The organism is Tumebacillus sp. BK434 (assembly GCF_004340785.1).
Classification (GTDB): domain Bacteria; phylum Bacillota; class Bacilli; order Tumebacillales; family Tumebacillaceae; genus Tumebacillus_A.
Genome location: NZ_SLXS01000011.1, coordinates 28,186 through 52,058, shown reverse-complemented (window position 1 = coordinate 52,058; position 23,873 = coordinate 28,186). Strand labels below are relative to the sequence as shown.

At 59.9% G+C, this 23,873-nt stretch carries 22 protein-coding genes and 2 riboswitches; of the genes, 18 read left to right on the top strand and 4 right to left on the bottom strand.

The annotated features are described in order from the left end of the window. Positions 1-9 precede the first annotated feature (9 nt). A riboswitch (purine riboswitch) is annotated at positions 10-109 on the top strand. A 124-nt stretch (positions 110-233) separates the two neighbouring features. Continuing rightward, on the top strand, positions 234-1,772 hold the full coding sequence (gene guaA / locus EV586_RS19065) for a glutamine-hydrolyzing GMP synthase (protein WP_132946666.1): 1,539 nt from the start codon (positions 234-236) through the stop codon (positions 1,770-1,772). A gap of 42 nt (positions 1,773-1,814) precedes the next feature. After that, a complete protein-coding gene (locus tag EV586_RS19060) occupies positions 1,815-3,212 on the top strand; it encodes an NCS2 family permease (protein WP_207893946.1) in 1,398 nt (465 codons plus the stop codon). Positions 3,213-3,258: 46 nt separating this feature from the next. Here EV586_RS19060 and EV586_RS19055 read toward each other — a convergent pair whose 3' ends face one another. Further along, the gene (locus tag EV586_RS19055; RefSeq protein WP_132946664.1) at positions 3,259-3,660 is read right to left on the bottom strand and encodes a hypothetical protein; all 402 of its coding nucleotides are present in this window, start codon (positions 3,658-3,660) and stop codon (positions 3,259-3,261) included. Further along, complete coding sequence (locus EV586_RS19050) at positions 3,657-4,094, bottom strand: hypothetical protein (protein WP_132946663.1); 438 nt, start codon at positions 4,092-4,094, stop codon at positions 3,657-3,659. The genes EV586_RS19055 and EV586_RS19050 overlap by 4 nt, the downstream gene beginning before the upstream one ends. A 175-nt stretch (positions 4,095-4,269) precedes the next feature. Then, positions 4,270-4,369: riboswitch (purine riboswitch) on the top strand. Positions 4,370-4,586: 217 nt separating this feature from the next. Here EV586_RS19050 and purE point away from each other — a divergent pair. From purE to EV586_RS18975, 16 genes are all read left to right on the top strand, one after another. Further along, entirely contained in the window at positions 4,587-5,099 is a 513-nt protein-coding gene (gene purE, locus EV586_RS19045) for a 5-(carboxyamino)imidazole ribonucleotide mutase (protein WP_132946662.1), read from the top strand. Between the two features lie 52 nt (positions 5,100-5,151). Further along, on the top strand, positions 5,152-6,444 hold the full coding sequence (purB, locus tag EV586_RS19040) for an adenylosuccinate lyase (protein WP_132946661.1): 1,293 nt from the start codon (positions 5,152-5,154) through the stop codon (positions 6,442-6,444). 111 nt (positions 6,445-6,555) lie between these two features. After that, complete coding sequence (purC, locus tag EV586_RS19035) at positions 6,556-7,275, top strand: phosphoribosylaminoimidazolesuccinocarboxamide synthase (RefSeq protein WP_132946660.1); 720 nt, start codon at positions 6,556-6,558, stop codon at positions 7,273-7,275. Continuing rightward, positions 7,272-7,520, top strand: a complete 249-nt coding sequence (purS, locus tag EV586_RS19030; protein ID WP_132946659.1) for a phosphoribosylformylglycinamidine synthase subunit PurS — start codon at positions 7,272-7,274, stop codon at positions 7,518-7,520. The genes purC and purS overlap by 4 nt, the downstream gene beginning before the upstream one ends. A gap of 3 nt (positions 7,521-7,523) precedes the next feature. After that, complete coding sequence (purQ, locus tag EV586_RS19025) at positions 7,524-8,204, top strand: phosphoribosylformylglycinamidine synthase subunit PurQ (protein ID WP_132946658.1); 681 nt, start codon at positions 7,524-7,526, stop codon at positions 8,202-8,204. After that, a complete protein-coding gene (purL, locus tag EV586_RS19020; protein WP_165898707.1) occupies positions 8,197-10,431 on the top strand; it encodes a phosphoribosylformylglycinamidine synthase subunit PurL in 2,235 nt (744 codons plus the stop codon). The genes purQ and purL overlap by 8 nt, the downstream gene beginning before the upstream one ends. An 8-nt stretch (positions 10,432-10,439) precedes the next feature. Beyond that, complete coding sequence (purF, locus tag EV586_RS19015) at positions 10,440-11,858, top strand: amidophosphoribosyltransferase (protein WP_132946696.1); 1,419 nt, start codon at positions 10,440-10,442, stop codon at positions 11,856-11,858. An 11-nt stretch (positions 11,859-11,869) separates the two neighbouring features. Beyond that, positions 11,870-12,904, top strand: a complete 1,035-nt coding sequence (gene purM, locus EV586_RS19010; protein ID WP_132946657.1) for a phosphoribosylformylglycinamidine cyclo-ligase — start codon at positions 11,870-11,872, stop codon at positions 12,902-12,904. Between the two features lie 4 nt (positions 12,905-12,908). Continuing rightward, the gene (purN, locus tag EV586_RS19005) at positions 12,909-13,517 is read left to right on the top strand and encodes a phosphoribosylglycinamide formyltransferase (RefSeq protein WP_132946656.1); all 609 of its coding nucleotides are present in this window, start codon (positions 12,909-12,911) and stop codon (positions 13,515-13,517) included. Positions 13,518-13,552: 35 nt separating this feature from the next. Then, a complete protein-coding gene (gene purH, locus EV586_RS19000; RefSeq protein WP_132946655.1) occupies positions 13,553-15,100 on the top strand; it encodes a bifunctional phosphoribosylaminoimidazolecarboxamide formyltransferase/IMP cyclohydrolase in 1,548 nt (515 codons plus the stop codon). A 15-nt stretch (positions 15,101-15,115) separates the two neighbouring features. After that, the gene (gene purD / locus EV586_RS18995; RefSeq protein ID WP_132946654.1) at positions 15,116-16,378 is read left to right on the top strand and encodes a phosphoribosylamine--glycine ligase; all 1,263 of its coding nucleotides are present in this window, start codon (positions 15,116-15,118) and stop codon (positions 16,376-16,378) included. Between the two features lie 455 nt (positions 16,379-16,833). After that, positions 16,834-16,968, top strand: a complete 135-nt coding sequence (locus tag EV586_RS21685) for a hypothetical protein (protein ID WP_279388312.1) — start codon at positions 16,834-16,836, stop codon at positions 16,966-16,968. Between the two features lie 88 nt (positions 16,969-17,056). After that, positions 17,057-18,580, top strand: a complete 1,524-nt coding sequence (locus tag EV586_RS18990; RefSeq protein ID WP_132946653.1) for a M81 family metallopeptidase — start codon at positions 17,057-17,059, stop codon at positions 18,578-18,580. Next, positions 18,558-19,376, top strand: coding sequence for an SPL family radical SAM protein (locus EV586_RS18985; protein WP_132946652.1), 819 nt, complete (start codon positions 18,558-18,560; stop codon positions 19,374-19,376). Before EV586_RS18990 ends, EV586_RS18985 begins: the two co-directional genes overlap by 23 nt. Before the next feature lie 74 nt (positions 19,377-19,450). Then, positions 19,451-20,137, top strand: a complete 687-nt coding sequence (locus tag EV586_RS18980) for a TerC family protein (protein ID WP_132946651.1) — start codon at positions 19,451-19,453, stop codon at positions 20,135-20,137. Between the two features lie 195 nt (positions 20,138-20,332). Next, on the top strand, positions 20,333-21,574 hold the full coding sequence (locus tag EV586_RS18975) for an MFS transporter (protein WP_132946650.1): 1,242 nt from the start codon (positions 20,333-20,335) through the stop codon (positions 21,572-21,574). A gap of 114 nt (positions 21,575-21,688) precedes the next feature. Here the strand turns inward: EV586_RS18975 and EV586_RS18970 are convergent, their stop codons facing one another. Together EV586_RS18970 and EV586_RS18965 are read right to left on the bottom strand one after the other, a co-directional pair. Beyond that, complete coding sequence (locus EV586_RS18970; protein WP_132946649.1) at positions 21,689-22,885, bottom strand: MFS transporter; 1,197 nt, start codon at positions 22,883-22,885, stop codon at positions 21,689-21,691. Positions 22,886-22,903: 18 nt separating this feature from the next. After that, the gene (locus tag EV586_RS18965; RefSeq protein ID WP_132946648.1) at positions 22,904-23,800 is read right to left on the bottom strand and encodes a LysR family transcriptional regulator; all 897 of its coding nucleotides are present in this window, start codon (positions 23,798-23,800) and stop codon (positions 22,904-22,906) included. Between the last annotated feature and the right edge of the window lie 73 nt (positions 23,801-23,873).

Here is a 23,873-nt window from a genome sequence, read left to right as displayed (position 1 = left end):
GAGTAGAATGATGTCGAAAACAAGTTGTCTCGTATATAGCCGGGGATATGGCCCGGAAGTTTCTACCAGTTCCCGTAAAGAACTGACTACGAGGATTCGACATCGTGCCAGCCATTCGAGCACCCTGTTCTCCTCGTATGCCTTGCGTATGGTTTTTCCATACTAAAGGTGTTTGAGGAAAGTCAGGGTGCTTTTTTCATTTTTTACAACTTAGAGGGACGGGAGCGTATCTGATGATGGAAAACAAAGAGATCGTCGTCGTGCTTGACTTTGGGGGTCAGTACAACCAACTGATCACCCGCCGAATTCGCGAACTGAACGTCTACTCGGAGCTGATGCCGTTCCAGACGACTGCAGAAGAGCTGAAGAAACTGAACCTGAAAGGGATCGTCTTCTCCGGCGGCCCGAACTCCGTCTATGCGGAAGGCGCGCCGAAAGTCGACCCTGCGATCTTCGAACTGGGCGTGCCGATCCTCGGCATCTGCTACGGCATGCAGCTGATGGCGCACCATTTTGAAGCGAAAGTCGAGCGCGCCGACGTGCGCGAGTACGGCAAGTCGATGATCGACGTGCAGAGCGACAACGTGATGTTCAGCGGCCAACCCGCTGCGCAGCAGGTCTGGATGAGCCACTCCGACAAAGTGGTGTCGGTGCCGGCCGGCTTCCGCGTCGACGCGACGACGACCACCTGCCCGGTGGCGGCGATGAGCGATGCGTCCCGCAAGCTGTATGCGGTGCAGTACCACCTCGAAGTCAACCACAGCGAGTTTGGGCAAGAGCAGCTGAAGCACTTCCTGTACGACGTGTGCGAAGCGGGCGGCTCCTGGACATCCGCCTCGTTTGTGGAAGAAGCGATCCTCAAGATCAAAGCGCAAGTCGGTGACAAAAAAGTGCTCTGCGCGCTGTCCGGCGGCGTGGATTCCTCCGTGGCGGCCGTGCTGGTGCACCGCGCGATCGGGGACAACCTGACCTGCATGTTCGTCGACCACGGCCTGCTGCGCAAGAACGAAGCGGAGCAAGTGATGGAGATGTTCGCCGGCGAGTTCAAGATGAACGTCGTCAAGATCGACGCCCGCGACCGCTTCCTCGGCCGTCTGGAAGGCGTATCCGATCCGGAGCGCAAGCGCAAGATCATCGGCGAAGAGTTCATCCGCGTCTTTGAAGAAGAGTCCAAAGGGCTCGGCCACTTCGACTTCCTGGCGCAAGGCACCTTGTACACCGACATCATCGAGTCGGGCACGGCGACGGCGGCGACGATCAAGTCGCACCACAACGTCGGCGGCCTGCCGGAGGACATGCAGTTCGAACTCGTCGAGCCGCTGAACGCGCTGTTCAAAGACGAAGTGCGCGCTGCCGGCACCGAGCTTGGCATCAAAGACGAGATCGTCTGGCGTCAACCGTTCCCAGGTCCGGGTCTGGCGATCCGCATCATCGGCGACGTGACGTCCGACAAGCTGGAGATTTTGCAAGACGCCGACTTTGTCGTCCGCGACGAGATTCGCCGCTCCGGTCTCGACCGTGAGATCTGGCAATACTTCGCGGTGCTGCCGGACGTTCGCTCCGTCGGTGTAATGGGCGATGAGCGCACGTATGCGTACACGATCGCCATCCGCGCCGTCACCTCGAGCGACGGCATGACGGCCGACTGGGCACGCATTCCGTTTGATGTGCTGGAGCGCCTGTCTGTAAGGCTGGTCAACGAAGTGCGCGACGTCAACCGCGTGGTGTACGACATCACGTCGAAGCCGCCGGCGACGATCGAGTGGGAATAACAGAGCAGAATCAGAGGGGAAAAAGGGGGAGCATTTGCGATGTTGGAACGTCTTTTTAAACTAGGCGAGTTTGGCACCAACCCGCGCACAGAGATTATCGCGGGGATCACCACCTTCGTCACGATGGCTTACATTCTGTTTTTGAACCCGGCCATCTTGAAAGGCACGGGCATGTCGGAGGGGGCCGTCTTCTTCGCGACGGCGGTCGGCGCCGGCATTGTGACGTTGATGATGGGTCTGTTCGTTAACTTCCCGGTTGGTTTGGCGCCGGGAATGGGTCTGAACGCGTATTTCGCAGTCGTCGCAGCCGCTAACGGCGGCGTGATGACCTGGCAAGTGGCGCTCGGTGCCGTTTTTGTCGCCGGTCTTATCTTTATCTTGCTGACGGTGACCGGGTTCCGCCAATTGCTGGTCAAAGCGCTGCCCGATTCGCTGAAATATGCGATCACCGTCGGGATCGGCTTGTTCATCACCCTGATCGGCCTGAAACTGGGCCAAGTCACCACCGTTACGTTTGTCGGCGGTCCGTCTGCAGAAGCGATCAAAGCGGGCGCGCCGGTCGTCAACCTGCTGTTCTTCGAATGGAACATCGGCCTGACCGACTTCATCGCCAACAAAGTGGCGGCGCTGACCTTGATCGGTCTGCTGATCGCGGGGATCTTGACCACCCTGCGCGTGCGTGGCGCACTGCTGATCGGGATCATCCTCACCACGTTGATCGGGATTCCGCTTGGCGTCACCAACACGTCGTCCTTGAGCAACCCGACGTTCCTGCCGAACTTTGGCGAGCTGGCCCTGTTCAAGCTCGACTTCTCGATGCTTAGCAGCGGGATCTTCTGGGAAGTTGTCATCATCTTCGTATTCGTCACACTGTTTGACTCTTTTGGCACTTTGGTCGGCACTGCGAACCGCGCAGGTCTGCTCAACCGCCCGGACGGCGAGAAGCGCCTTGGCCGCGCGATGTTCGTTGACGGTTCCGGCGTTTCGATCGGCGCCCTGCTCGGGGTTACGCCGATGACCGCATATGTCGAGTCGGCAGCTGGGATCGAGTCGGGCGGCCGCACCGGCCTGACCGCCGTGACGACGGGGATTCTGTTCCTGCTGTCTGTCGTGCTGCTGGCGCCGTTCGTACAAGTGATTCCGGATGCGGCGACCGCACCGGCGCTGATCGTGGTCGGCGTGCTGATGATGAGCTCCGTCCGTCACATCAAGTGGGACGACTTCGGCATCGCGATGCCGGCGTTCCTGACCATCGCGCTGATGCCGTTCACCTACTCCATCGCCAACGGCATCTCGATCGGGATCATCTTCTACGTCGTCCTGAACGTGGTTCGCAACCTCTTCACCAAAGATGCCGACCAAAAGGTCAGCATCCACTGGCTGATGTGGGTGATCGCCCTGCTCGCCCTGGCCCGCTACATCTTGCTCGCCGGGGAGTAAAGGCACAACGAAAAGCCCTTCACACGAAGGGCTTTTTTTCATGCGCTTACACCGGCGCCGTCCCGTCCGCATCGCCCGGCTCGTGGGCACCGAGCAGGTCGCCGAGAGAGGGGAGCCGCGCTAAGAGCTGCACGCGGACATCATCGGGCATCTCGTAGCGGTTCTGCTCGCGATAGAGGATGAGCAGGCCGAGCGAGGCGGCCTCTTCCATGAAGGCGTCGATCGGGCAGCGCTCGTGCAGGGCGAGGCGGGTCATCGCGCGGCGCTCGAAAGGGGAGAGCGCGCGGACGAACCGATCCCAGTGCGCCGGGTCGTCCCAGTAGGTCACGATCTGCTCGCACAGCTCGGCTTCGCTCAGGGTCACTTTGGTCTGCGGGAGGTATAAGGTCTCGTACAGGTCGTAGAGATGGGACGGCGGCAGCGTCCGCAGATAGTCGCAGAGCATCATGAAACGTCCCTCCTCGGCTCTTTCATTCGTCGGGGCCGCTTGTCGGTCAGCGGGATCGCATGGCGCCAGGCAAAGCGCTGCAAGGCGCTCATCGCTTCCCAGTAGTCGGCCGCGTACACGCGAAGGTATCGGTTGTGCTCGCCGACGCGCAACTGCACAACGTTGTTTTTGGTCAGGAAGATCTCATAGATCTGCTCATGCGAAAACACCTGTTGCCAGCGTCCCCGGTCGATGCGGATCTCCTCCTCGCCGACCTCCAGCTCGCGGATCTGAAACAGCACCCGAAAGGTGAACAGCACATAGACCGCCACCACGGCAACAAACACCCAGGCATTGCCCGGGCGCATCCATTGCAACAGCAGCGGGATCAACGGGAACAAAAGCGGCAGAAAAATAAAACGCTGGGTGTCGCGAATCCGATAGATGCGTGCCATGTCCAATCACTCCATACAGTTCCGGCTCTACTACCAGTCTATTGGCGCGGGCCGAAAACTATGTCTGGGCGAGAAAAACGGGCCAAAATTCGAACGATCATAAAATGTTCACGCCTAATGTTCGTATTTTACGTTGACGTGCCCAGATCGCTTTTGGTATGCTTACGGTAGACAATGACATCAACCGACAATAGCTCGTATATACTCGGGGATTGGCCTGAGAGTCTCTACCCGGCGACCGGAATCGCCGGACTACGAACGAAAGTGAATCTAGGGTTCCGCTCGCTCTGAGTAGGTCCAAGCGATTCACATGTCTACCAGGAGTGGACATGACACCGAAGGGAGAAAAGCCCAGGCGGGTAGGTTTCGCTCGACAGCACCAGGTGCAGCGACGAATTCTACCCATCTGGGCTTTTTTATGAAACTTTTGCGTGTAGCACCAGAGGATTTGCTAAAAACTAACGCTGGTTCACTAATTGGAGGGAAACGACAATGGCAAAAAAAGTACTGATTCTCATGGGTAGCGACTCTGACTTGAAAGTGATGAACGAAGCGGCAAAAGCGCTGCAAGCGCTGGAAGTGGAAACGGAGATCCGCGTTTCTTCCGCACACCGCGTGCCGGACAAAACGATGAAACTTGCGCGTGAAGCACGCGAAAACGGCTTCGGCGCGATCATCGCCGGCGCCGGCCTCGCTGCGCATCTCCCGGGCGTGGTGGCAGCATGCACCACCCTGCCGGTGATCGGAGTGCCGATCCAAGGCGGCGCGATCCAAGGCGTCGACGCGCTCTACGCGATCGTGCAGATGCCGAAGGGCATCCCGGTCGCAACGGTCGCCGTCAACGGTGCATACAACGCAGGCCTGCTGGCTGCACAGATTCTCGCCGGTGCAGATGAAGACCTCGCGAACCGCCTCGTCACCTACCGTGAACAACTCGCCGCCGAAGTGATTGCGAAAGACGAAAAACTGCAAACCATCGGCGTGGAAGCATACCTGAACAACTAAACTTTACAACTTACAGACCTGCTATCATTGGGGACTTTGGGAGGAACCAACTGTGATCGATCGTTACACCTTACCGGAAATGGGCAAGATCTGGGAACTGCACAACCGCTTCGCCAACTGGCTCGAAGTTGAAATTCTCGCATGCGAAGCTTGGGCAGAACTCGGCGTGATCCCGACAGAAGACGTGAAGCTGATCCGTGAAAAAGCAACGTTCACCGTCGAGCGCATCCTGGAGATCGAAGAATCGACCCGCCACGACGTGGTCGCCTTCACCCGCGCCGTGTCCGAATCGCTCGGCGAAGAGTCGAAATGGGTGCACTACGGCCTGACTTCTACCGACGTCGTCGACACCGCGCTGTCCAGCCAGATCCGCCAAGCCAACCAGATCATCCGTCAAGACATCGAAGATTTCATCGAAGTGCTCGGCGCGAAAGCAACAGAGCACAAATACACCGTCATGATGGGCCGCACGCACGGCGTGCACGCCGAACCGACCACGTTCGGCCTGAAAGTCGGCCTGTGGTACGAAGAGATGAAGCGCAACCTGGAGCGCTTCAGCCAAGCGTGCGACACCATCGAGTACGGCAAGATGTCGGGCGCCGTCGGCACCTACGCGAACATCGACCCGTTTGTGGAAAAGTTCGTCTGCGAGAAGCTCGGCCTGAAGGCATCGCCGATCTCCACGCAGACCTTGCAGCGCGACCGCCACGCGCACTACATGAGCACGCTGGCGATCATCGGCTGCACCTTGGACAAGATCGCGTCCGAGATCCGCGCCCTGCAGAAAACCGAGTTCCGCGAAGCGGAAGAGCCGTTCTACAAAGGCCAAAAAGGCTCCTCGGCGATGCCGCACAAGCGCAACCCGGTCTCCTGTGAGCAAGTCTCCGGCCTCGCGCGCATCCTGCGCGGCAACTCGCTGGCGGCGTACGAAAACGTGCCGCTCTGGCATGAGCGCGACATCTCGCACTCGTCGGTTGAGCGCGTGATCATCCCGGACAGCACGATTCTCGTCAACTACATGCTGCGCAAGATGATTCGCATCATCAAAGACCTGACCGTGTTCCCGGAAAACATGAAGCGCAACATGGACCGCACATTCGGCTTGATCTACTCCCAGCGCGTCCTGCTCGCTCTGATCGACAAAGGCCTGACCCGCGAAAAAGCGTACGACACCGTCCAAGCCCGCGCGATGCAATCCTGGGAAGAGCAGCGCTCCTTCCGCGACATCGTGGAGAGCGACGAGCTGATCACCGCGCACCTGTCGCAAGCGGAGCTCGACGACTGCTTCGACTACAACTGGCACCTCAAGCACGTCGATACGATCTTCGACCGTCTCGGCCTGTAAGCTGTAAATACATCCACATCCGGGGCTTGACTGCCGGACCGCCTTCATCCCTTGACCGAGAGGAGGCGGGGAGTGAGTCCCGGTGTTTTTATTAAAAGGAGGATTTCTAACATGACCACCAAAGGCGAAATGCTCTACGAAGGCAAAGCAAAACGCGTTTATCATACCGACCACTCGGATCAATATATCGTGGAATACAAAGACGACGCCACCGCATTCAACGGTGAGAAGAAAGGCACCATCACCGGCAAAGGCCAGCTCAACAACGCCATCTCCACCATCTTCATGGAGATGCTCAACGAGCAAAACATCCCGACCCACTTCATCTCCAAGCTGAACGACAACGAGCAACTGGTTCGAAAAGTCGAAATTGTCCTGCTTGAAGTGGTGGTCCGCAACATCGCTGCCGGCTCCCTGGCGAAGCGCCTCGGCCTGCCGGAAGGAACCGTGCTGCCGAGAGCGGTCGTCGAGTTCTACTACAAAAACGACGACCTCGGCGACCCGCTGATCAACGATTCGCATATCGACGTGCTGGAACTGGCTACCCCGGAGACGGTGGCGAAGATGGCCGAGTACGGCCGCAAGATCAACGACATCCTGATCGGCTACCTCAAGGACCGCAAAGTCAAACTCGTCGACTTCAAACTCGAATTCGGCATCACTCCGCAAGGCGAACTGATCCTCGCCGATGAGATCTCCCCGGACACCTGCCGCTTCTGGGATGCGGACACCAACGAGAAGCTCGACAAAGACCGTTTCCGCCGCGACATGGGCAATGTAGAAGAAGCGTATCAAGAGATGCTGCGCCGTCTGGGAGGAGTCGAAGTATGATCATCGCTCGCATTCACGTCACCTTGAAGCAATCTGTACTCGATCCGCAAGGCACCGCCGTCACCAAGTCGCTGCACGCGCTGGGCTACAGCGAAGTGAACGATGTGCGCATCGGCAAATTCCTCGAACTGAAAATCAACACGACCGACAAGGCAACAGCGGAAGCGCGCGTGACCGAAATGTGCGAAAAACTGCTCGCCAACACCGTGATCGAAAAATACGAATTCGAACTTGTGGAGGCCTAAACGATGAAGTTCGCCGTCCTGGTTTTTCCGGGTTCCAACTGTGACATCGACGCAGTGAAAGCGGTGGAAGACGTGCTCGGCGAAAGCGTCGAGCCGGTCTGGCACACGACCACCGACTTGTCCGATTATGACGCCATCATCGTACCGGGTGGCTTCTCCTATGGCGACTACCTGCGCTGCGGCGCAATCGCCCGTTTTTCCCCGGTGATGGAAGCGGTAAAGCGTGAAGCTGCCAACGGCAAATTTGTCATCGGCATCTGCAACGGCTTCCAGATCCTCACCGAGTCCGGCCTGCTGCCGGGCGCACTGCGCCACAACGACCACCTGCAGTTCCGCTGCGCGATCTCGCCGCTCGTCGTCGAGAACAACAGCACGCCGTTCACGTCCGACTACGAGCAAGGCCAAGTGATCAACATCCCGATCGCCCACGGCGAAGGCAACTACCATGTGGATGAAGAGACCCTGGCGAAGATGAAAGCGAACAACCAGATCGTCTTCCGCTATCACGAGCACAACCCGAACGGTTCGCTGGAGCGCATCGCCGGGATCTGCAACGAAGCGGGCAACGTGCTGGGCATGATGCCGCACCCGGAGCGTGCTGTGCACGAACTGCTGGGCTCGGCCGACGGCAAAGCGCTGTTCACGTCGATTCTGAAAGCATGGAGGGACAAACAAGGTGCGTAACGAACCGACTCCCAAGCAAATTGCTGACGACAAAATCTATCGCACGTTCGGGCTGAATGACGAAGAGTATGAGCGCATCGTCTCCTTGATGGGCCGTCAGCCGAACTACACCGAGACGGGCATCTACTCGGTCATGTGGTCTGAACACTGCTCCTATAAATCGTCCCGCCCGGTTTTGAAAAAGTTCCCGACCTCGGGTCCGCACGTCCTGCAAGGCCCGGGCGAAAACGCCGGCATCATCGACATCGGCGACAACCTCGCCGTGTCCTTTAAGATCGAATCGCACAACCACCCGTCTGCGATCGAGCCGTACCAAGGCGCGGCGACCGGCGTCGGCGGTATCATCCGCGACGTCTTCACGATGGGCGCGCGCCCGATCGCGCTGCTCAACTCGCTGCGCTTCGGTGAGATCGAAGGCGATGACAACGTGCACAACCGCTACCTCTTCTCGAACGTCGTCTCCGGCATCGCCGGCTACGGCAACTGCATCGGCATCCCGACCGTCGGCGGCGAAGTGGTGTTCGACGACCGCTACCGTCACAACCCGCTGGTCAACGCGATGTGCGTCGGCATCATGACGCACGATGAGATCGCGAAGGGCTTCGCAAGCGGCGTCGGCAACCCGGTGCTCGCCGTCGGCGCCCGCACCGGCCGCGACGGCATCCACGGCGCGACCTTCGCATCCACCGAAGACCCGCACAGCAAAGAGCGCTCCGCCGTGCAAGTCGGCGACCCGTTCATGGAAAAGCTGCTGCTCGAAGCCTGCCTCGAACTGATCGCCACCGGCGACGTGATCGGCATTCAGGACATGGGCGCAGCAGGCCTGACTTCCTCCTCCTCGGAGATGGCAGCCCGCGCCGGTTCCGGCATTGAGCTGGACATGACGAAAGTGCCGTGCCGCGAAGAAGGCATGACCCCGTACGAGATGATGCTGTCCGAATCGCAAGAGCGCATGCTCGTGGTCATGGAAAAAGGCAAAGAGCACATCGCGACCGAGATTTTTGAAAAATGGGGTCTGGAAGCTGCCGTCATCGGCCGCGTCACAGACGATGGCATGCTCCGTCTGAAGTGGGAAGACGAGACGGTCGCTGAGATCGTCGTCACCACGCTGGTCGACGACGCGCCGGTCTACCACCGTCCGTCCCAGCGTCCTGCCTACCTCGATGCGACGCTGGCGTTTGACGCAGCGGGCGTGACCGTGCCGGACAACCTGACCGACACCTTGCATGAACTGCTCCGCACGCCGACCATCGCGTCCAAAGAGTACGTTTATCAGCAATACGACTACATGGTGCGCACCAACACCGTCGTGCGCCCGGGCTCCGATGCGGCTGTCGTCTCCATCCGCGGCACCCAAAAGGCGCTGGCGATGAGCACCGACGGCAACGGACGCTATGTGTACCTCAACCCGTATACGGGCGGCGCGCACACGATCGCCGAATCGGCGCGCAACCTGGTCTGCTCCGGCGCGAAACCGCTGGCTGTCACCGACTGCCTCAACTACTCCTCGCCGGAGAAGCCGGAGATCTTCTACCAGTTCGAAGAGAGCTGCGCCGGCATCTCCGAAGCGTGCCGCGTGCTGGAGACGCCGGTCATCTCCGGCAACGTCTCCTTGTACAACCAGACCAACGACGTCGACATCTACCCGACCCCGATCATCGGGATGGTCGGCCTGATCGAAGACACCGGCCATATCACCACGCAAGCGTTCAAAGCGGAAGGCAGCAAAGTCTACCTGATCGGCCCGGCAGCGACCGGCCAGATCGGCGGCTCCGAGTACCTGCGTGTCGTGCACGACACGATCGCCGGCGATGCGCCGCCGCTCGACCTGAACGTGGAAAAAGCGGTGCAGCACGCGACGCTTGTCGCGATCCAATCCGGCCTGATCGCAGCGGCACACGACCTCGCCGAGGGCGGCCTCGCCGTGGCGCTGGCCGAGTCGGCAATCGGCGGCCAGATCGGCGCGACGATCGAGATCGCGTCCGAACAGCGCCTCGATGAGATTCTGTTTGGCGAAGCGGCGTCCCGCATCATCGTCGAAGTGAAGCAGGAGAACGAAGCGGCTTTTGAAGCCTTGATGGCGGATCAGAGCGTTACCTTCACCGCACTGGGCATCCTCGGCGGCGAGGCGCTGACGATCCGCGTCAACGGCAGCACCGTGGTGGAAGACAAGGTCGAGCATTTGGAAGCCACTTGGAGAGGAGCCATCCCATGTCTGATGAACTGAACAGGGACATGACCGACGACGAGATCTTTGACAAATGGCATGAAGAGTGCGGCGTGTTTGGGATCTTCGGACATCCGAATGCGGCACAACTGACCTATTACGCCTTGGTCGCGCTGCAGCACCGCGGCCAGGAGTCGGCCGGGATCGCCACGGTTGACGGCATGAAACTGTATCATCAGAAAGGCATGGGTCTCGTTGCGGAAGCAATTCCGAACGAGGCCATGCCTCGTCTGTCCAAAGGTCAGTCGGCCGTCGGCCATGTGCGCTACTCCACGACGGGCGTTTCGCAGCTGTTGAACGCGCAGCCGCTGGTGTTCAACTTCCAGCGCGGCAACATGGCGCTGGCGCACAACGGCAACCTCGTCAACGCGCACCAGCTGCACAGCTTCCTCGAGCGCCGCGGCGCCATTTTCCAATCGACCTCCGACACGGAAGTGGTCGCCCACCTGATCGCCCGCGCCGGCAATCCGGACATGGCGGACAACATCCGCGAAGCTCTGTCGATCGTCAAAGGCGCGTATGCGTTCTGCATTTTGACAGACGACAAGCTGTACGCGATGCGCGATGCGAACGGCCTGCGCCCGATGGTGCTCGGCAAGATCGGCGACGCGTACTGCGTCTCCTCCGAATCCTGCGCCTTCGACACGATCGGCGCGGAGATCGTCCGCGACATCGAGCCTGGCGAGATGCTGATCATCTCCAAAGACGGCATCGAATCGACCCGCTTTGCCAGCGCGGCGAAGCGCGCGCTGTGCACGTTCGAATACATCTACTTTGCGCGTCCGGACTCGGACATCGACGGTTTTAACGTCCATGCGGTGCGCAAAGATTTCGGCAAGCTGCTGTACCGCGAGCATCCGGTGGAAGCGGACGTCGTCATCGGCGTGCCGGACTCCTCGATCTCCTCGGCGATCGGCTATGCGGAAGAGTCGGGCATCCCGTACGAGATCGGCCTGATCAAGAACCGCTACATCGGCCGCACCTTCATCCAGCCGAGCCAGGAGCTGCGCGCGCGCGGCGTCAAGCTCAAGCTGAACGCGGTGCGCAAGATCGTCGAAGGCAAGCGCGTCGTGATGATCGACGACTCGATCGTCCGCGGCACCACCTCGGGCCGCATCGTCGACATGCTGCGCGAAGCGGGCGCGGTGGAAGTGCACGTGCGCATCGCCTCGCCGCCGGTCACGCATTCCTGCTTCTACGGCATCGACACCTCGGCCCGCCATGAGCTGATCGCGTCGAACAAGACGGTCGAAGAGATTCGCGAATACATCGGCGCCGATTCGCTTTCCTACCTGACGGAAGGGACGATGATGCAGGCGTTTGGCATCATGGACGGCAAAGACCACGGACACTGCAACGCATGCTTCAACGGGAAATACCCGACCGAAGTGTACGAAGACCTGAGCAAATCGATCATGGATCGCTAGGAGGATACAAAATGAGCGAACTGTACAAAGCGGCGGGCGTCGACATCGACGCGGGCAACGAAGCGGTCAACCGCATGAAATCCCACGTGGCGCGCACGATGCGCCCGGAAGTGGCGACGATGCTCGGCGGATTTGGCGGCGGGTTCCAGCTCGACGTATCCAAATACAAGAACCCGATGCTGGTCTCCGGCACGGACGGCGTCGGCACCAAGCTGAAGCTGGCGTTTGCGATGGACAAACACGACACGATCGGCATCGATGCGGTGGCGATGTGCGTCAACGACATCGTGGTGATGGGCGCGGAACCGCTCTTTTTCCTCGACTACCTCGCGACAGGCAAAGTGGTGCCGGAGACGATCGAAAGCATCGTCAAAGGCATCGCCGACGGCTGCGAACAGTCCGGCTGCGCGCTGATCGGCGGCGAGACGGCGGAGATGCCGGGCATGTACCAGGACGGCGAATATGACATCGCCGGCTTCACCGTCGGCGTGGTCGACAAGGAGAAGCTGATCGACATCAGGAACGTCCAGGCGGGCGACCTGATCGTCGGCCTGTCCTCGAGCGGGATTCACTCCAACGGCTACTCGCTGGTGCGCAAGCTGTTTTTCGGCGACAACGAATACTCGCTCGACCATGTGTTCCCGGAGATCGGGCAGCCGCTCGGCGAAGTGCTGCTCACCCCGACCAAGATCTACGTGAAGACGATCTTGAACCTGCTGGAGCGCTTCGACATCCACGCGATGGCGCACATCACCGGGGGCGGATTTTTGGAAAACATCCCGCGGGCGCTGCCGGAAGGGCTGTCGGCGGAGATCCAAGTCGGCTCGTGGCCGATCCATCAGGTGTTCAACACGATGCGCCGCCTCGGCAACATCGAGTCGTTCGACCTGTTCCGCACGTTCAACATGGGCATCGGCATGATCTTGATCGTGCCCGCTGAACAGGCGAAAGACATCGTGGCAGCGGCAACGGAGCTTGGCGAAGAAGCGAACATCATCGGCGCGATCATCGAAGGTCCGCACGACGTTCAGCTGAAGGGGATTTAAGCAGATGGCGAAGTTTGCAATTTTTGCATCAGGATCTGGGTCGAACGCCCAGGTCCTGATCAATTGGGTACAGGAAGGCAAGATCGACGCCGAACTGGCCTGTCTGGTCTGTGACCGGCCGGGGGCGAAAGTGATCGAACGAGCAGAGGCAGCGGAGGTTCCTGTGCTCGTTTATTCACCGAAAGAGTTTGATCACAAAGCGGCCTACGAGGCGCAAGTGGTGGCCGACCTGCGGACGCGCGGTGTGGAGTATATCGTGCTGGCGGGCTACCTGCGCATCTGCGGGCCGACTTTTTTGGAAGCGTACGCGGGGCGGACGATCAACCTGCACCCGTCCTTGCTGCCGCTGTTCCCAGGCCTGCACGCGATTCGCGATGCGTTCGAAGCGGGCGTGAAATACACCGGCGTCACCGTGCATTTTATCGACGAAGGCGTCGACACCGGCCCGATCATCCGCCAAGAGACGGTCATGATCGATCCCGCAGACAGCTTGGAGTCGCTGGCCGAGAAGATCCATGCGGCCGAGCACCGCGTGTTGCCGGAAGTGGCGGCGCAATTTTTGACCGGACAGATCCGGCTTGTGAACGGCAAGATCGAGACAGAGAACAAGTAGTGGAGAGAGACGAACTGAACGGAGGAACTTACCTTATGAAACGCGCACTGATCTCAGTATCGGACAAGACGGGCGTCGTCGAGCTGGCGCAAGCGCTGGTCCGCCATGACGTGGAGGTCGTGTCCACCGGCGGCACGCATAAACTGCTCCAGGACGCGGGTGTGCCGGTCACGAACATCTCGGACATCACCGGCTTCCCGGAAATCATGGACGGCCGCGTGAAGACCCTGCATCCGAACATCTTCGGCGGCCTGCTGGCGATCCGCTCGAACGACGAGCACATGGGCGCAATCGGCGGCCTGAACATCCAGCCGATCGATTACGTCTTCGTCAACCTCTACCCGTTCCAGGCGACGATCGAGAAGCCGAACGTCTCGTTCGAAGACGCCATCGAAAACATCGACATCGGCGGCCCGTCGATGCTGCGCGCGGCGGCGAAAAACTATCAGGACGTCGCCGTCGTCGTCGACAGCAGCGACTATGCCCGCATCATCGACGCGCTCGACAACAACAACCCGCTGTCCCGCGATGAGAAACTCGCCCTGGCCGCGAAAGTATTCCGCCACACCGCCGCTTACGACGCGCTGATCTCCCAATACCTGTCCAAAGCGACCGGCGAGGAGTTCCCGGAGCGCCTGACTGTCACTTACGAAAAAGTGCAGGACCTGCGCTACGGCGAGAACCCGCACCAGCAAGCAGCGTTCTACGCCGAACCGGGCGCCGCGCACCACACCATCGCCGGGGCCAAACAGCTGCACGGCAAAGAGCTGTCCTACAACAACATCAACGACGCCAACGCGGCGCTCTCCATCGTGCAGGAGTTCACCGAACCGGCCGTCGTCGCGATCAAGCACACCAACCCGTGCGGCGTCGGCATCGCCGAGAACATCTATGATGCTTACATCAAAGCGTACGAGGCCGACCCGGTCTCGATCTTCGGCGGCATCGTTGCTCTGAACCGCGAAGTGGACGCCCCGACCGCGCAGAAGATGAGCGAGCTGTTCCTGGAGATCATCCTCGCGCCGTCCTACACGGCAGAGGCGATGGAGATTTTGACGCAAAAGAAAAATCTGCGCGTGATGACCGTGGCGATGACCCCGCAAGGCGGCATCCCGGGACTCGGCGAGCCGCGCACGACGCTGAAAGTGCAAGGCGGTCTGCTGATCCAAGACCTCGACCTGAAAGCGGTCACCGCAGCGGACGTGCAAGTGGTGACGAAGCGTCAACCGACCGCAGACGAGCTGAAGCAGTTGCTCTTCGCGTGGAAAGTGGTCAAACATGTCAAATCGAACGCCATCGTCCTCGCCAGCGAAGACCGCACGATCGGCGTTGGCGCAGGCCAAATGAACCGCGTCGGCGCGGCGAAGATCGCGATTGAGCAGGCAGGCGAACTGGCAAAAGGAGCCGTGCTGGCGTCCGACGCCTTTTTCCCGATGGCCGACACTGTGCAGGCGGCAGCAGCTGCCGGCGTGACGGCGATCATCCAGCCGGGCGGTTCGATCAAAGATGCCGATTCGATCGCAGCAGCCGATGCAGCGGGCATCGCGATGATCTTCACGTCTGTACGTCACTTCAAACACTAAGAGGGAGGCCATCCAATGAAAGTATTGGTAGTAGGCGGCGGTGGCCGCGAGCACGCGATCATTTGGAAACTGGCCCAGTCGCCCCGTCAGCCTGAGCTGTACTGCGCGCCGGGCAACCCGGGCATCGCCGAGCTGGCGACGTGCGTGAACATCTCCGCAGAAGACGTGACCGCACTGGCCGATTTTGCGGAACAGGAAGGCATTGAGCTTACTGTCGTCGGCCCGGAAGCGGCGCTCTTGCTCAGCATCGTCGATGAGTTCGAACAGCGCGGCTTGCGCATCTACGGCCCGAAAAAAGGTGCCGCGCTGATCGAAGGCTCGAAAGCGTTCGCTAAAGAAGTCATGGCGGCGAAGCAGGTGCCGACAGCGGGTGCGGCGTATTTTGGCTCGCTGGATGCGGCGAAAGAGTATGTCCGCGCCCAAGGCGCACCGATCGTGATCAAAGCGGACGGTCTCGCCGCGGGCAAAGGCGTCGTCGTGGCCCAGACGGTGGAAGAAGCGGAAGCCGCGCTGGACATGATGATGAAAGACAAGGCGTTCGGCGACTCCGGCTCGCAAGTGGTGGTCGAAGAGTTCCTGACCGGCCCGGAAGCGACCGTGATGGCGTTCATCTCCGGCGACACCGTCAAGCTGATGGTCCCGGCGCAAGATCACAAGCCGGCCTATGACGGCGACCAAGGCCCGAACACCGGAGGCATGGGCACCTACTCCCCGGTGCCGGTGGTCGATGCGGCGCTGCTGCAAGAGGTGGAAGAGAAGATCATCCGCCCGGTGATCCACTTCCTCGCCAACAACGGCACCCCGTACAAAGGCACCTTGTACACAGGCCTGATGCTCACCGCCGACGGCCCGAAAGTGATCGAGTTCAACGCCCGCTTCGGCGACCCGGAGACCCAAGTCGTGCTGCCGCGTCTCGAAACCGACCTCTTGGACATCTTCAACGCGGTCGTCGACGGCACGCTGGCCGACCTCGACGTAACGTGGAGCGACCGCGCGGCGGTCTGCGTGATCATGGCGGCGGGTGGCTATCCGGCCGATTACGAGAAAGGCGACCTGATCAGCGGCCTCGAGACTGCCGGTGACAACGCGGTCGTCTTCCACGCCGGCACCAAGCGGACCGACGCAGGCATTGTCACGAACGGCGGCCGAGTCCTTGGCGTCACTGGCTTCGGCACAGACCTGAAAGCGGCGCAGGAAGAAGCGTACCGCACCGTCGAGCAGATCCAGTTCGAAGGCGTGCATTACCGCAAAGACATCGCCGAAAAAGCGTTTCGCTAAGTGTGACTCAAGAGCCCTGTGCGTTTGCACAGGGCTTTTTTGTTTGCCTGCAAGTTGCAAAAATTGACATTCCACGCCCGCAACAATTGCGATGTAGGATACCCCCGTATGGTTTATATTTAAGTCAAGGGAAACACACCACACACAAAACGAGGTGACCACAATGAAAAAGAGCATCGCCTTCATGACCGCACTGGCCTTTTCGATCATCGTGATCGGCGCACCGGCGACCACAACGCAAGCGGCCGGCGACACGCCGCAGCCGTACATGGCGCGCGGTTAAGACAAAATCACACCTACCTAAGGAGGCAAAAACCTATGGAAAACCAAAACATGTTCGATCTCGACGTAACCGTTCAGCACTCGGAAACTCCGGAAAGCAAAATCATCGCCATCATGTCGATCGAAGTCTGCTTCTAAACCAAATTCGTCAACCACTAAGGAGGGAAACCACCATGAAAAAAAGCATCGCTTTCATGACCGCACTGGCCTTTTCGATCATCGTGATCGGCGCACCGGCGACCTCGTCGCAAGCGGCAGCCAACACCGGTGACACCCCGCCGCAGTACAGCTACATGGCGCGCGGCTAAGCCAAGCGCACACAGAGCAGGGAAGCCCGCAAGGGCTTCCCTTTTTTTTGTGGTAAAATTTATCTATCTGCACGTAACGGAGGTACTTATGAAAAAACGCGTCGCCATCGGCATGATCAGCCACGAATCGAACAGCTTTTCCCCCGTATCCACCCCGCGCTCCGAATGGGAAACATGGGGTCTGACCGCAGGCGCAGACATTTTGACGATCTGGAAGGGGAGCCATACCCCCGTCGGCGCGTTTCTCGATTATGCGGAACAAGCAGGATGGGAAGTCATCCCCACTTTGGCTGCGCAGACACTGCCTTCCAAGCCGACCGATGCACAGCACTATCGGTGGATGAAAGAGCAGTTGCTCGCCCCCATCGAGCGCGAACAGCCGGACGGCGTACTCCTCTTCATGCACGGCGCGATGATGGCGGAAGGCACCGACGACGTCGAAGGCGACATCTGCCGGGCGGTGAAGGGCATCATCGGCGACCGGCCGCTGATCCTCGCCATGGACCTGCACGGCAACATCACACCGGAGATGTGCGCGCACTGTGACGGGGTCTTTGCCTTTGACACCAACCCGCACATCGACCTGATCGAGCGCGCCACCGAAGCTGCCGCCTGCATGGAGCAGGCCCTGCTCGGCACCATCCGCCCGGTCACCGCGCATGCCGATCCGCCGCACCGCATGCTCCCGCCGACGATCAACATGCGCACAGCAGAAGGTCCGATGGCCGAGCTGTTCGCCCTTGCCCGCCAGTGGGAGGAGCGACCGGGTATCTTAAACGTTTCCGTCTTCGGAGGTTTCCCGTACTGCGATTTTTCCGGTGCCGGTCTCTCCATCGTCGCCACCGCGGACGGCGACTCATCCCTCGCGGCCGCATGCGCCACCGCTATCGCCGCCAAAGCATGGGAGATCCGCGACCAATTTCTCAAAGAAATCCCCACTTACGAAGCGGCCGTCCGGCAAACGCTCTCTCTTTTGGCAGACGTCAACCGCCCCTCCGGCCCGATCATCCTCGCCGATGTCGCCGACAACCCGACCGGGGGAGGGGCTGCCGACACGACCGTCCTGCTCCACGAACTGCTGCGCTGCGGCGTCACAGGCGTTGCTGTCGCCTGCATCCACGACCCGGAGACGGTCGAGCAGGCCATCAGCACCGGCCTGAACAACACCGCCCGCTTCACCATCGGCGGCCGATCCTGCCCCGACTACGGCGCACCGCTGGAGGTCGTTGGCACCGTCCTCGCCCTCACCGACGGCCGCTTCACGGCGACCTCCCCGGTCAGCCGGGGCGAGCAAGACATGGGCCCGACCGCCGTCATCGAGACGGGCGGTCTGAAGCTCGTCATCACCACGCACCGCCGCGCCTGCATCGACACCGCCGTCTTCACCAGCGTCGGCATCGACCCGGCCGCGATGCCCGTGCTGGTCATCAAGTCCCGCGGCCATTTCCGCGCCTCCTTCGAGCCGATCGCCAGCTCCATCCTCGAAGTCGACGCGCCCGGCCCGGCCAACCCGAGCCTGCACCGCTTTCCCTACCGAAACATCCCGCGCCCGGTCTGGCCGCTCGACGAAATCGCAGAGGAGGCTTGCTGTGAAACACACGATCACCCATAAAAAGCCGTCCAAGCTCCTCAACCCGGCGAGCGGCTATCTCACCGGCTACAGCCACACCCTCAACCCGTACACCGGCTGCTCCTATGCCTGCTCCTACTGCTACGTCCGCCAGATGCCGGTGGCGCTGTTTCGGGGCGAAGCGTGGGGCACCTGGATCGATGTCAAAACGGAAGCGGCCGCCAAGCTGAACAAAGAGCTGCAGAACGCCCGCCAAAAAGGCCCGGTCACCATCTTCATGTCTTCCAGCACCGACCCGTACCAGCCGCTCGAAGCGCAGGAAAAAGTCACCCGGAGCTTGCTGGAAACGATGGTGGAGCATCCGCCCGACTTCTTGTTCGTCCAGACCCGCAGCCCGCTCGTCGCCCGCGACCTCGACCTGTTTCAGGCGCTAAAGGATCGCATTCGCGTCTCGGTCACCGTCGAGACCGACCGCGACGACATCCGCAAGCTCTTCTCGCCGCAAGCCCCGCCGATCCCTGCCCGGCTCAAAGCTCTGCAAACGCTCGCCGACGCGGGCATCCCGGTGCAAGCGACGATCGCGCCCGTTTTGCCGAGCAGCGACCATTTCGCCCGCACGCTCGCCGGCATCGTCAGCCGCGTCTGCCTCGACGACTTCTTCATGGGCGACGGCAGCGGCGGCAAGCGCACTGAGCGACTGCGCATCGGGGACATGTACCATGAGCACGGCTTTGAGGACTGGTACAGCCGCGACGCTTATCTCCGTGTCCTGCACCGTCTGCAAGCCGAGTTTCCGCCGGATACGATCTTCATCTCCCAACAAGGCTTTCTCCCTTGAAATGGTCATGACTCCTCCCTTGCCGCACATACAGTAGAAGGTGGAATGACTGACAAGCCGGAGGTGCACCTGACATGCTCGCCGATTCATTTGCAGCCGAACTGATCAAACTCATCCTGATCAACATCGTGCTCAGCTGTGACAACGCCTTGCTGATCGCGCTCGTCTGCCGCAACCTGCCCGCCCAGCTGCAGAAAAAAGCGTTCTGGTGGGGAAGCATGGGGACGGTGGTGTTAAAAGTCGCCTTGACCTTTATCGCGGCCAGGCTGTTGGAGATCCCCTTCCTGCAGGCGGCAGGCGGGGTGCTGCTCGTCTACATCGCGATCTCCCTGCTCCGCCAAGAGCATGAGCAAACACAGGCCCAAAGCCGGCAGTCCACCCTGTGGAGCGCCGTGAAAACGATCATGATCGCCGACCTCGTGATGAGCGTCGACAACACGGTCGCCGTCGCCGCCGTTGCCGGTGGAGACCTGCTGTTGATCGGGATCGGGCTGCTCGTCTCCGTCCCGGTGATCATGTTTGGCGCCGGCCTCGTGACCCGGATCATGCACCGTTACCCCTACGTGATCACCCTCGCCGCCGCCTTCCTCGGCTACACCGCCTGGGAGCTGGTCCGCGAAGACCGCTTCGTCGGCCCCTATCTCACCACCCACCTCACCCAAGCGGAAGCGTTCATCCCCTGGCTGCTCGTCGCAGCGTTCCTGTTGTACGGACGGAAGCAGCAAAACCGCGTGGTCAGCGTGCCGTTTTCAAGAAAATAAGTCGATCTGCCAATCGAGGAGTCGAGTTGTGTACACACTTGACTCTTTTTTGCTGTCATCCCGATAAGTAAATTGAACATTAATATTTTCAGATGATTTTGTTGACGCAAGCGGAGGATCAGCAGTATAGTAACTTGAAGAAAAAGGAATCCGCGACAGCCTTGAATCGGGCGGATCATCCGGAGAGGTGTAGTGATGGCTTCCAATCTGTTTACCGTCCTGAAAATCCGCGATTTCCGTCTGCTCTGGCTGGGGCTGATCGTCTCCAACCTTGGAACATGGGCGCAGCTCTATGCGGAGCAATGGTATATTTTCTCCTTCCATAACTCCGCGACGGACGTCTCGCTGCTGATCTTTACGCAGGCCTTGCCAAACATTCTGTTCATGCTCATCGGCGGGATCCTTGCCGACCGTTTCAATCGGCGGAAACTCTTGTTCTTTACGCAAGGAGCGCAAGCAGTTCTGACCTTGCTGCTCGCCGTGTTGATCACGTTCAACGTGATGGAGCTCTACTTGTACTATACGATCAACTTTTTGTATGGTTTGCTGATCGGGCTGGATCTTCCTGCCCGGCGCTCGATCGTGCCGAACATCGTGCCGGCCGAGCAATTGTCCAAAGCGCTGTCAGTCTATAATGCAACCTTTCAGTTGGCGCTGTTTGCCGGGCCGGTCATCGGCTCTGCGCTGGTTGCTCTGTTTGGATACAAAATGGTGTTCTACATAAACTTCTTGAGCTTCTCGGCGATCCTCTATGCGATCTGGCAGATGAAGATACCGGACAAAATTCAGGACGTGAGCGTCAAGCCGACCCTGTTTTCCGAACTGAAACATGCGGGGGAAGCGTTTCGAATGCAGCGGGTGCTGCTGACGATGGTCATTCTTAACTTTTTGTTTATTGCCTTGGGACGGATCGACTATCTGTTCCCTTCGATCTCCGACAACCTGCTCCATCTTGGTGTGGAAACGGCCGGCTGGCTGAACTCGTCATTGGGCATCGGTTATGTGGTGGGGTCGGTGATCTGCGGAACATTCGATCAGTATTTCAAACGAAATGTCTTCGGCACCATCATCTTCAATGTAGCCGCGCTGTGCCTGACCACATGGGTGATCGCTGTCTCGCCTTTTTTATGGCTGGACTGTCTGGCGCTCTTCATACGGGCAGCCGCAGCATCCATTGGCGGGATCGTGATCGCTACCGCTTTGCAAATGACCGCCCCGGATCAGCACATGGGGAAGGTGATGGGAGTGCAGAGCGCCGTCGTTTCTGCCGCACAGCTGATTTCCTTCCCGGTGGGCTTGCTGACAGACTGGCTGGGCATATTCACAGTCTTGCAGGTGCTGGTGATCGGCAACTTGCTGATCTTTGGGTATGTGCTGCTCACCCGCAGGCAAGTGAATGCCATGCCGATGTCCAATTTCCCAAGTTCGGCCAAGTAGGCGCTTGCCACGCCGAGATCGCCGTCTATGACATCGTGTACAAGTCATAAAAGGGAAGCCTCCGCGAGGCTTCCCTTTCGTATGTCAGGTATAATATTTCCATCTCGGTTTGCTTTATACAGCAGCCGGTCGGCGGATCACCATGCGCATCAAGACCAGCAGCACAGCCAGCCCGGCGAATGAGTAGGTGAAGCCGATCACGTCGACCACCGCGCCGAACAGCGGGAAGATCAGCATGATGCCAAACGAGGTCAACAGCGAGATCATCGAGAAAAAGGTCGCCCGCACCTGTGCGGTCAGCTTGGCCTGCACGAAGTTGGAGAAGATCGGTTCAAGCCCGGTCGACAGCATCCCCATCGCATAGAGCAGCAAGACGGCGATCCAGCCTTTGAGCACCGCGAAGATCAGCAGCAAGACCAGAAATCCGAAATAGATCCCTTGAAACAGCTTGGAAAATTGGATCTTGCTTTCCACCCGATGCGCCAGTTTCGCCGCCAGCGCGCTGAGCAGCGCTTCGGCCATGAAGATGAACCCGATCTCGCCCGTCGTAAACCCTTGCCTTTTGAAATGCTCCTGCGCGTAGAAGATCACGACGGTGATGATCGTCACCACCGCCACGAACAGCACGACCGGCTTGCGCAGCGAAGGCTCCTTTTTCCAGATCGACAGCGTGTCGGCGAACTGCCCGGCCCACAGCTGCCAGGTCGACTTTTTCCCCGTCTGCTCCCGTTCCTCCGAATGGTGTACCCGCTCCGGCTCTTTGACGAAGAAGACCAGCGCCATCGCCACGAGTTGCGCGATGATGATCGAAGTGTAGACCACCGTCCAGCTCACCCCGGCCATCAAGCCGCCCGTCCACTGCGCGATCGACAGCGACAGCAGGAACAGAGCGGTCTCGTTGCCCATGATCTTCGTGTAGCTGCTCTCCCGGCCCCCGGCCTGCAGCGTTTCATAGAGCAGGGCCTGCGACGCGCCGGTCTTGAACGTGGCTGACAGCCCCATCAGGGCGAAGGCGAGCGTAAAGGTGAAAAAGTTGCCGGAGATCATCATGAACAGCGCATAAAACAGCGAGATAAACGTGCCGATCAACATGCTTTTGCGCCGTCCGTAGAGGTCGGCGACGATGCCGGTCGGCACTTCGAACAGCAGGATCGCCACATGCAGGAGTGATTCCAGCAAGCCGACCTGCGCCATATTCATCCCGCGCTCGACTAAGAACAAGACCCAGAGCGCACGGTCAAAAAACAGTCCGGTCGCAAACGTGTAGGCGTAGATCAGCCAGACGTTGTTGCGAACCAATTTTGAATTCATGGTTCAAATCCTCCACTCTTACACAGCGACACAGCCCGGGCACTGCTGTCTGACGTACGCCTGGGCAAGATTGATCAGCCCGGCAGCCGCCGGCGACACCGTCTGCAGACAGCGCACCGCCAAGCCCAGCGTGCGCGTCGCTTCCGGCGCCAAGGGCAGCGCCGTCACGTCTGGCAGGCTCGCCGGAATGCACAGCTCCGGCAGCACCGTGATGCCGAGCCCTTCCTGCACCATCGCGAGGATCGTCGCCGGATCGCGCACCTCAAACTGCACATTGAGCGTCAGTCCCCGCGCTGCAAACAAGGTGCGGACGGGCGCGTCACAGCTCCCTTTTGATAACAGGAACGGCTCGCCATTCAACTGTTCAGGCCGCAGCGCCTGCTCCCGCTCCAAGGCATGGCCGGGTGGCAGGTACACATGGAAGCGGTCCTCGACCAGCGGCAGGGAGTGAAGCGGCAGCCCGTCGATCGGCAGCGGCAGCAAGCCAACATCGACGACCGAGTGCAGCACCCATTCGGCCACCTCGTTCCGGCTGCCTTCCAGCAAGATCAGCTCGATCCCCGGAAAGCGGCTTTTGAAGCCGCCGAGGATACCCGGCAGCAGCTTCGCCGCCATGGCCGGGATTGCACCGATGCGCAGCGTACCGGACTCCAGCCCGAGGGACGCGGACGCCTCCTGCTTCATCAGCATCGTCCGGCGCAGCACTTCCCGCACGTGGAGCAGCATCCGCTCGCCGATCTGCGTCGGTGTGATCCCGCTGCGGCTGCGATGGAGCAGCGTCACGCCGAGCGCCGATTCCAGCGATGAAATCGCCTGCGACACGGCCGACTGGGTCAGCCCGAGCTGTTCGCCTGCTTTGGTAAAACTTTTCGTTTCGGTCACCGTCACAAACACCTGAAATTGGAGCAGCGTCACCGCGTCACCTCCTTTTATTCGTTCAAGTTAATATAAAAAATCATGAAGAAAAATTTTACTGATGGAAAGAAAA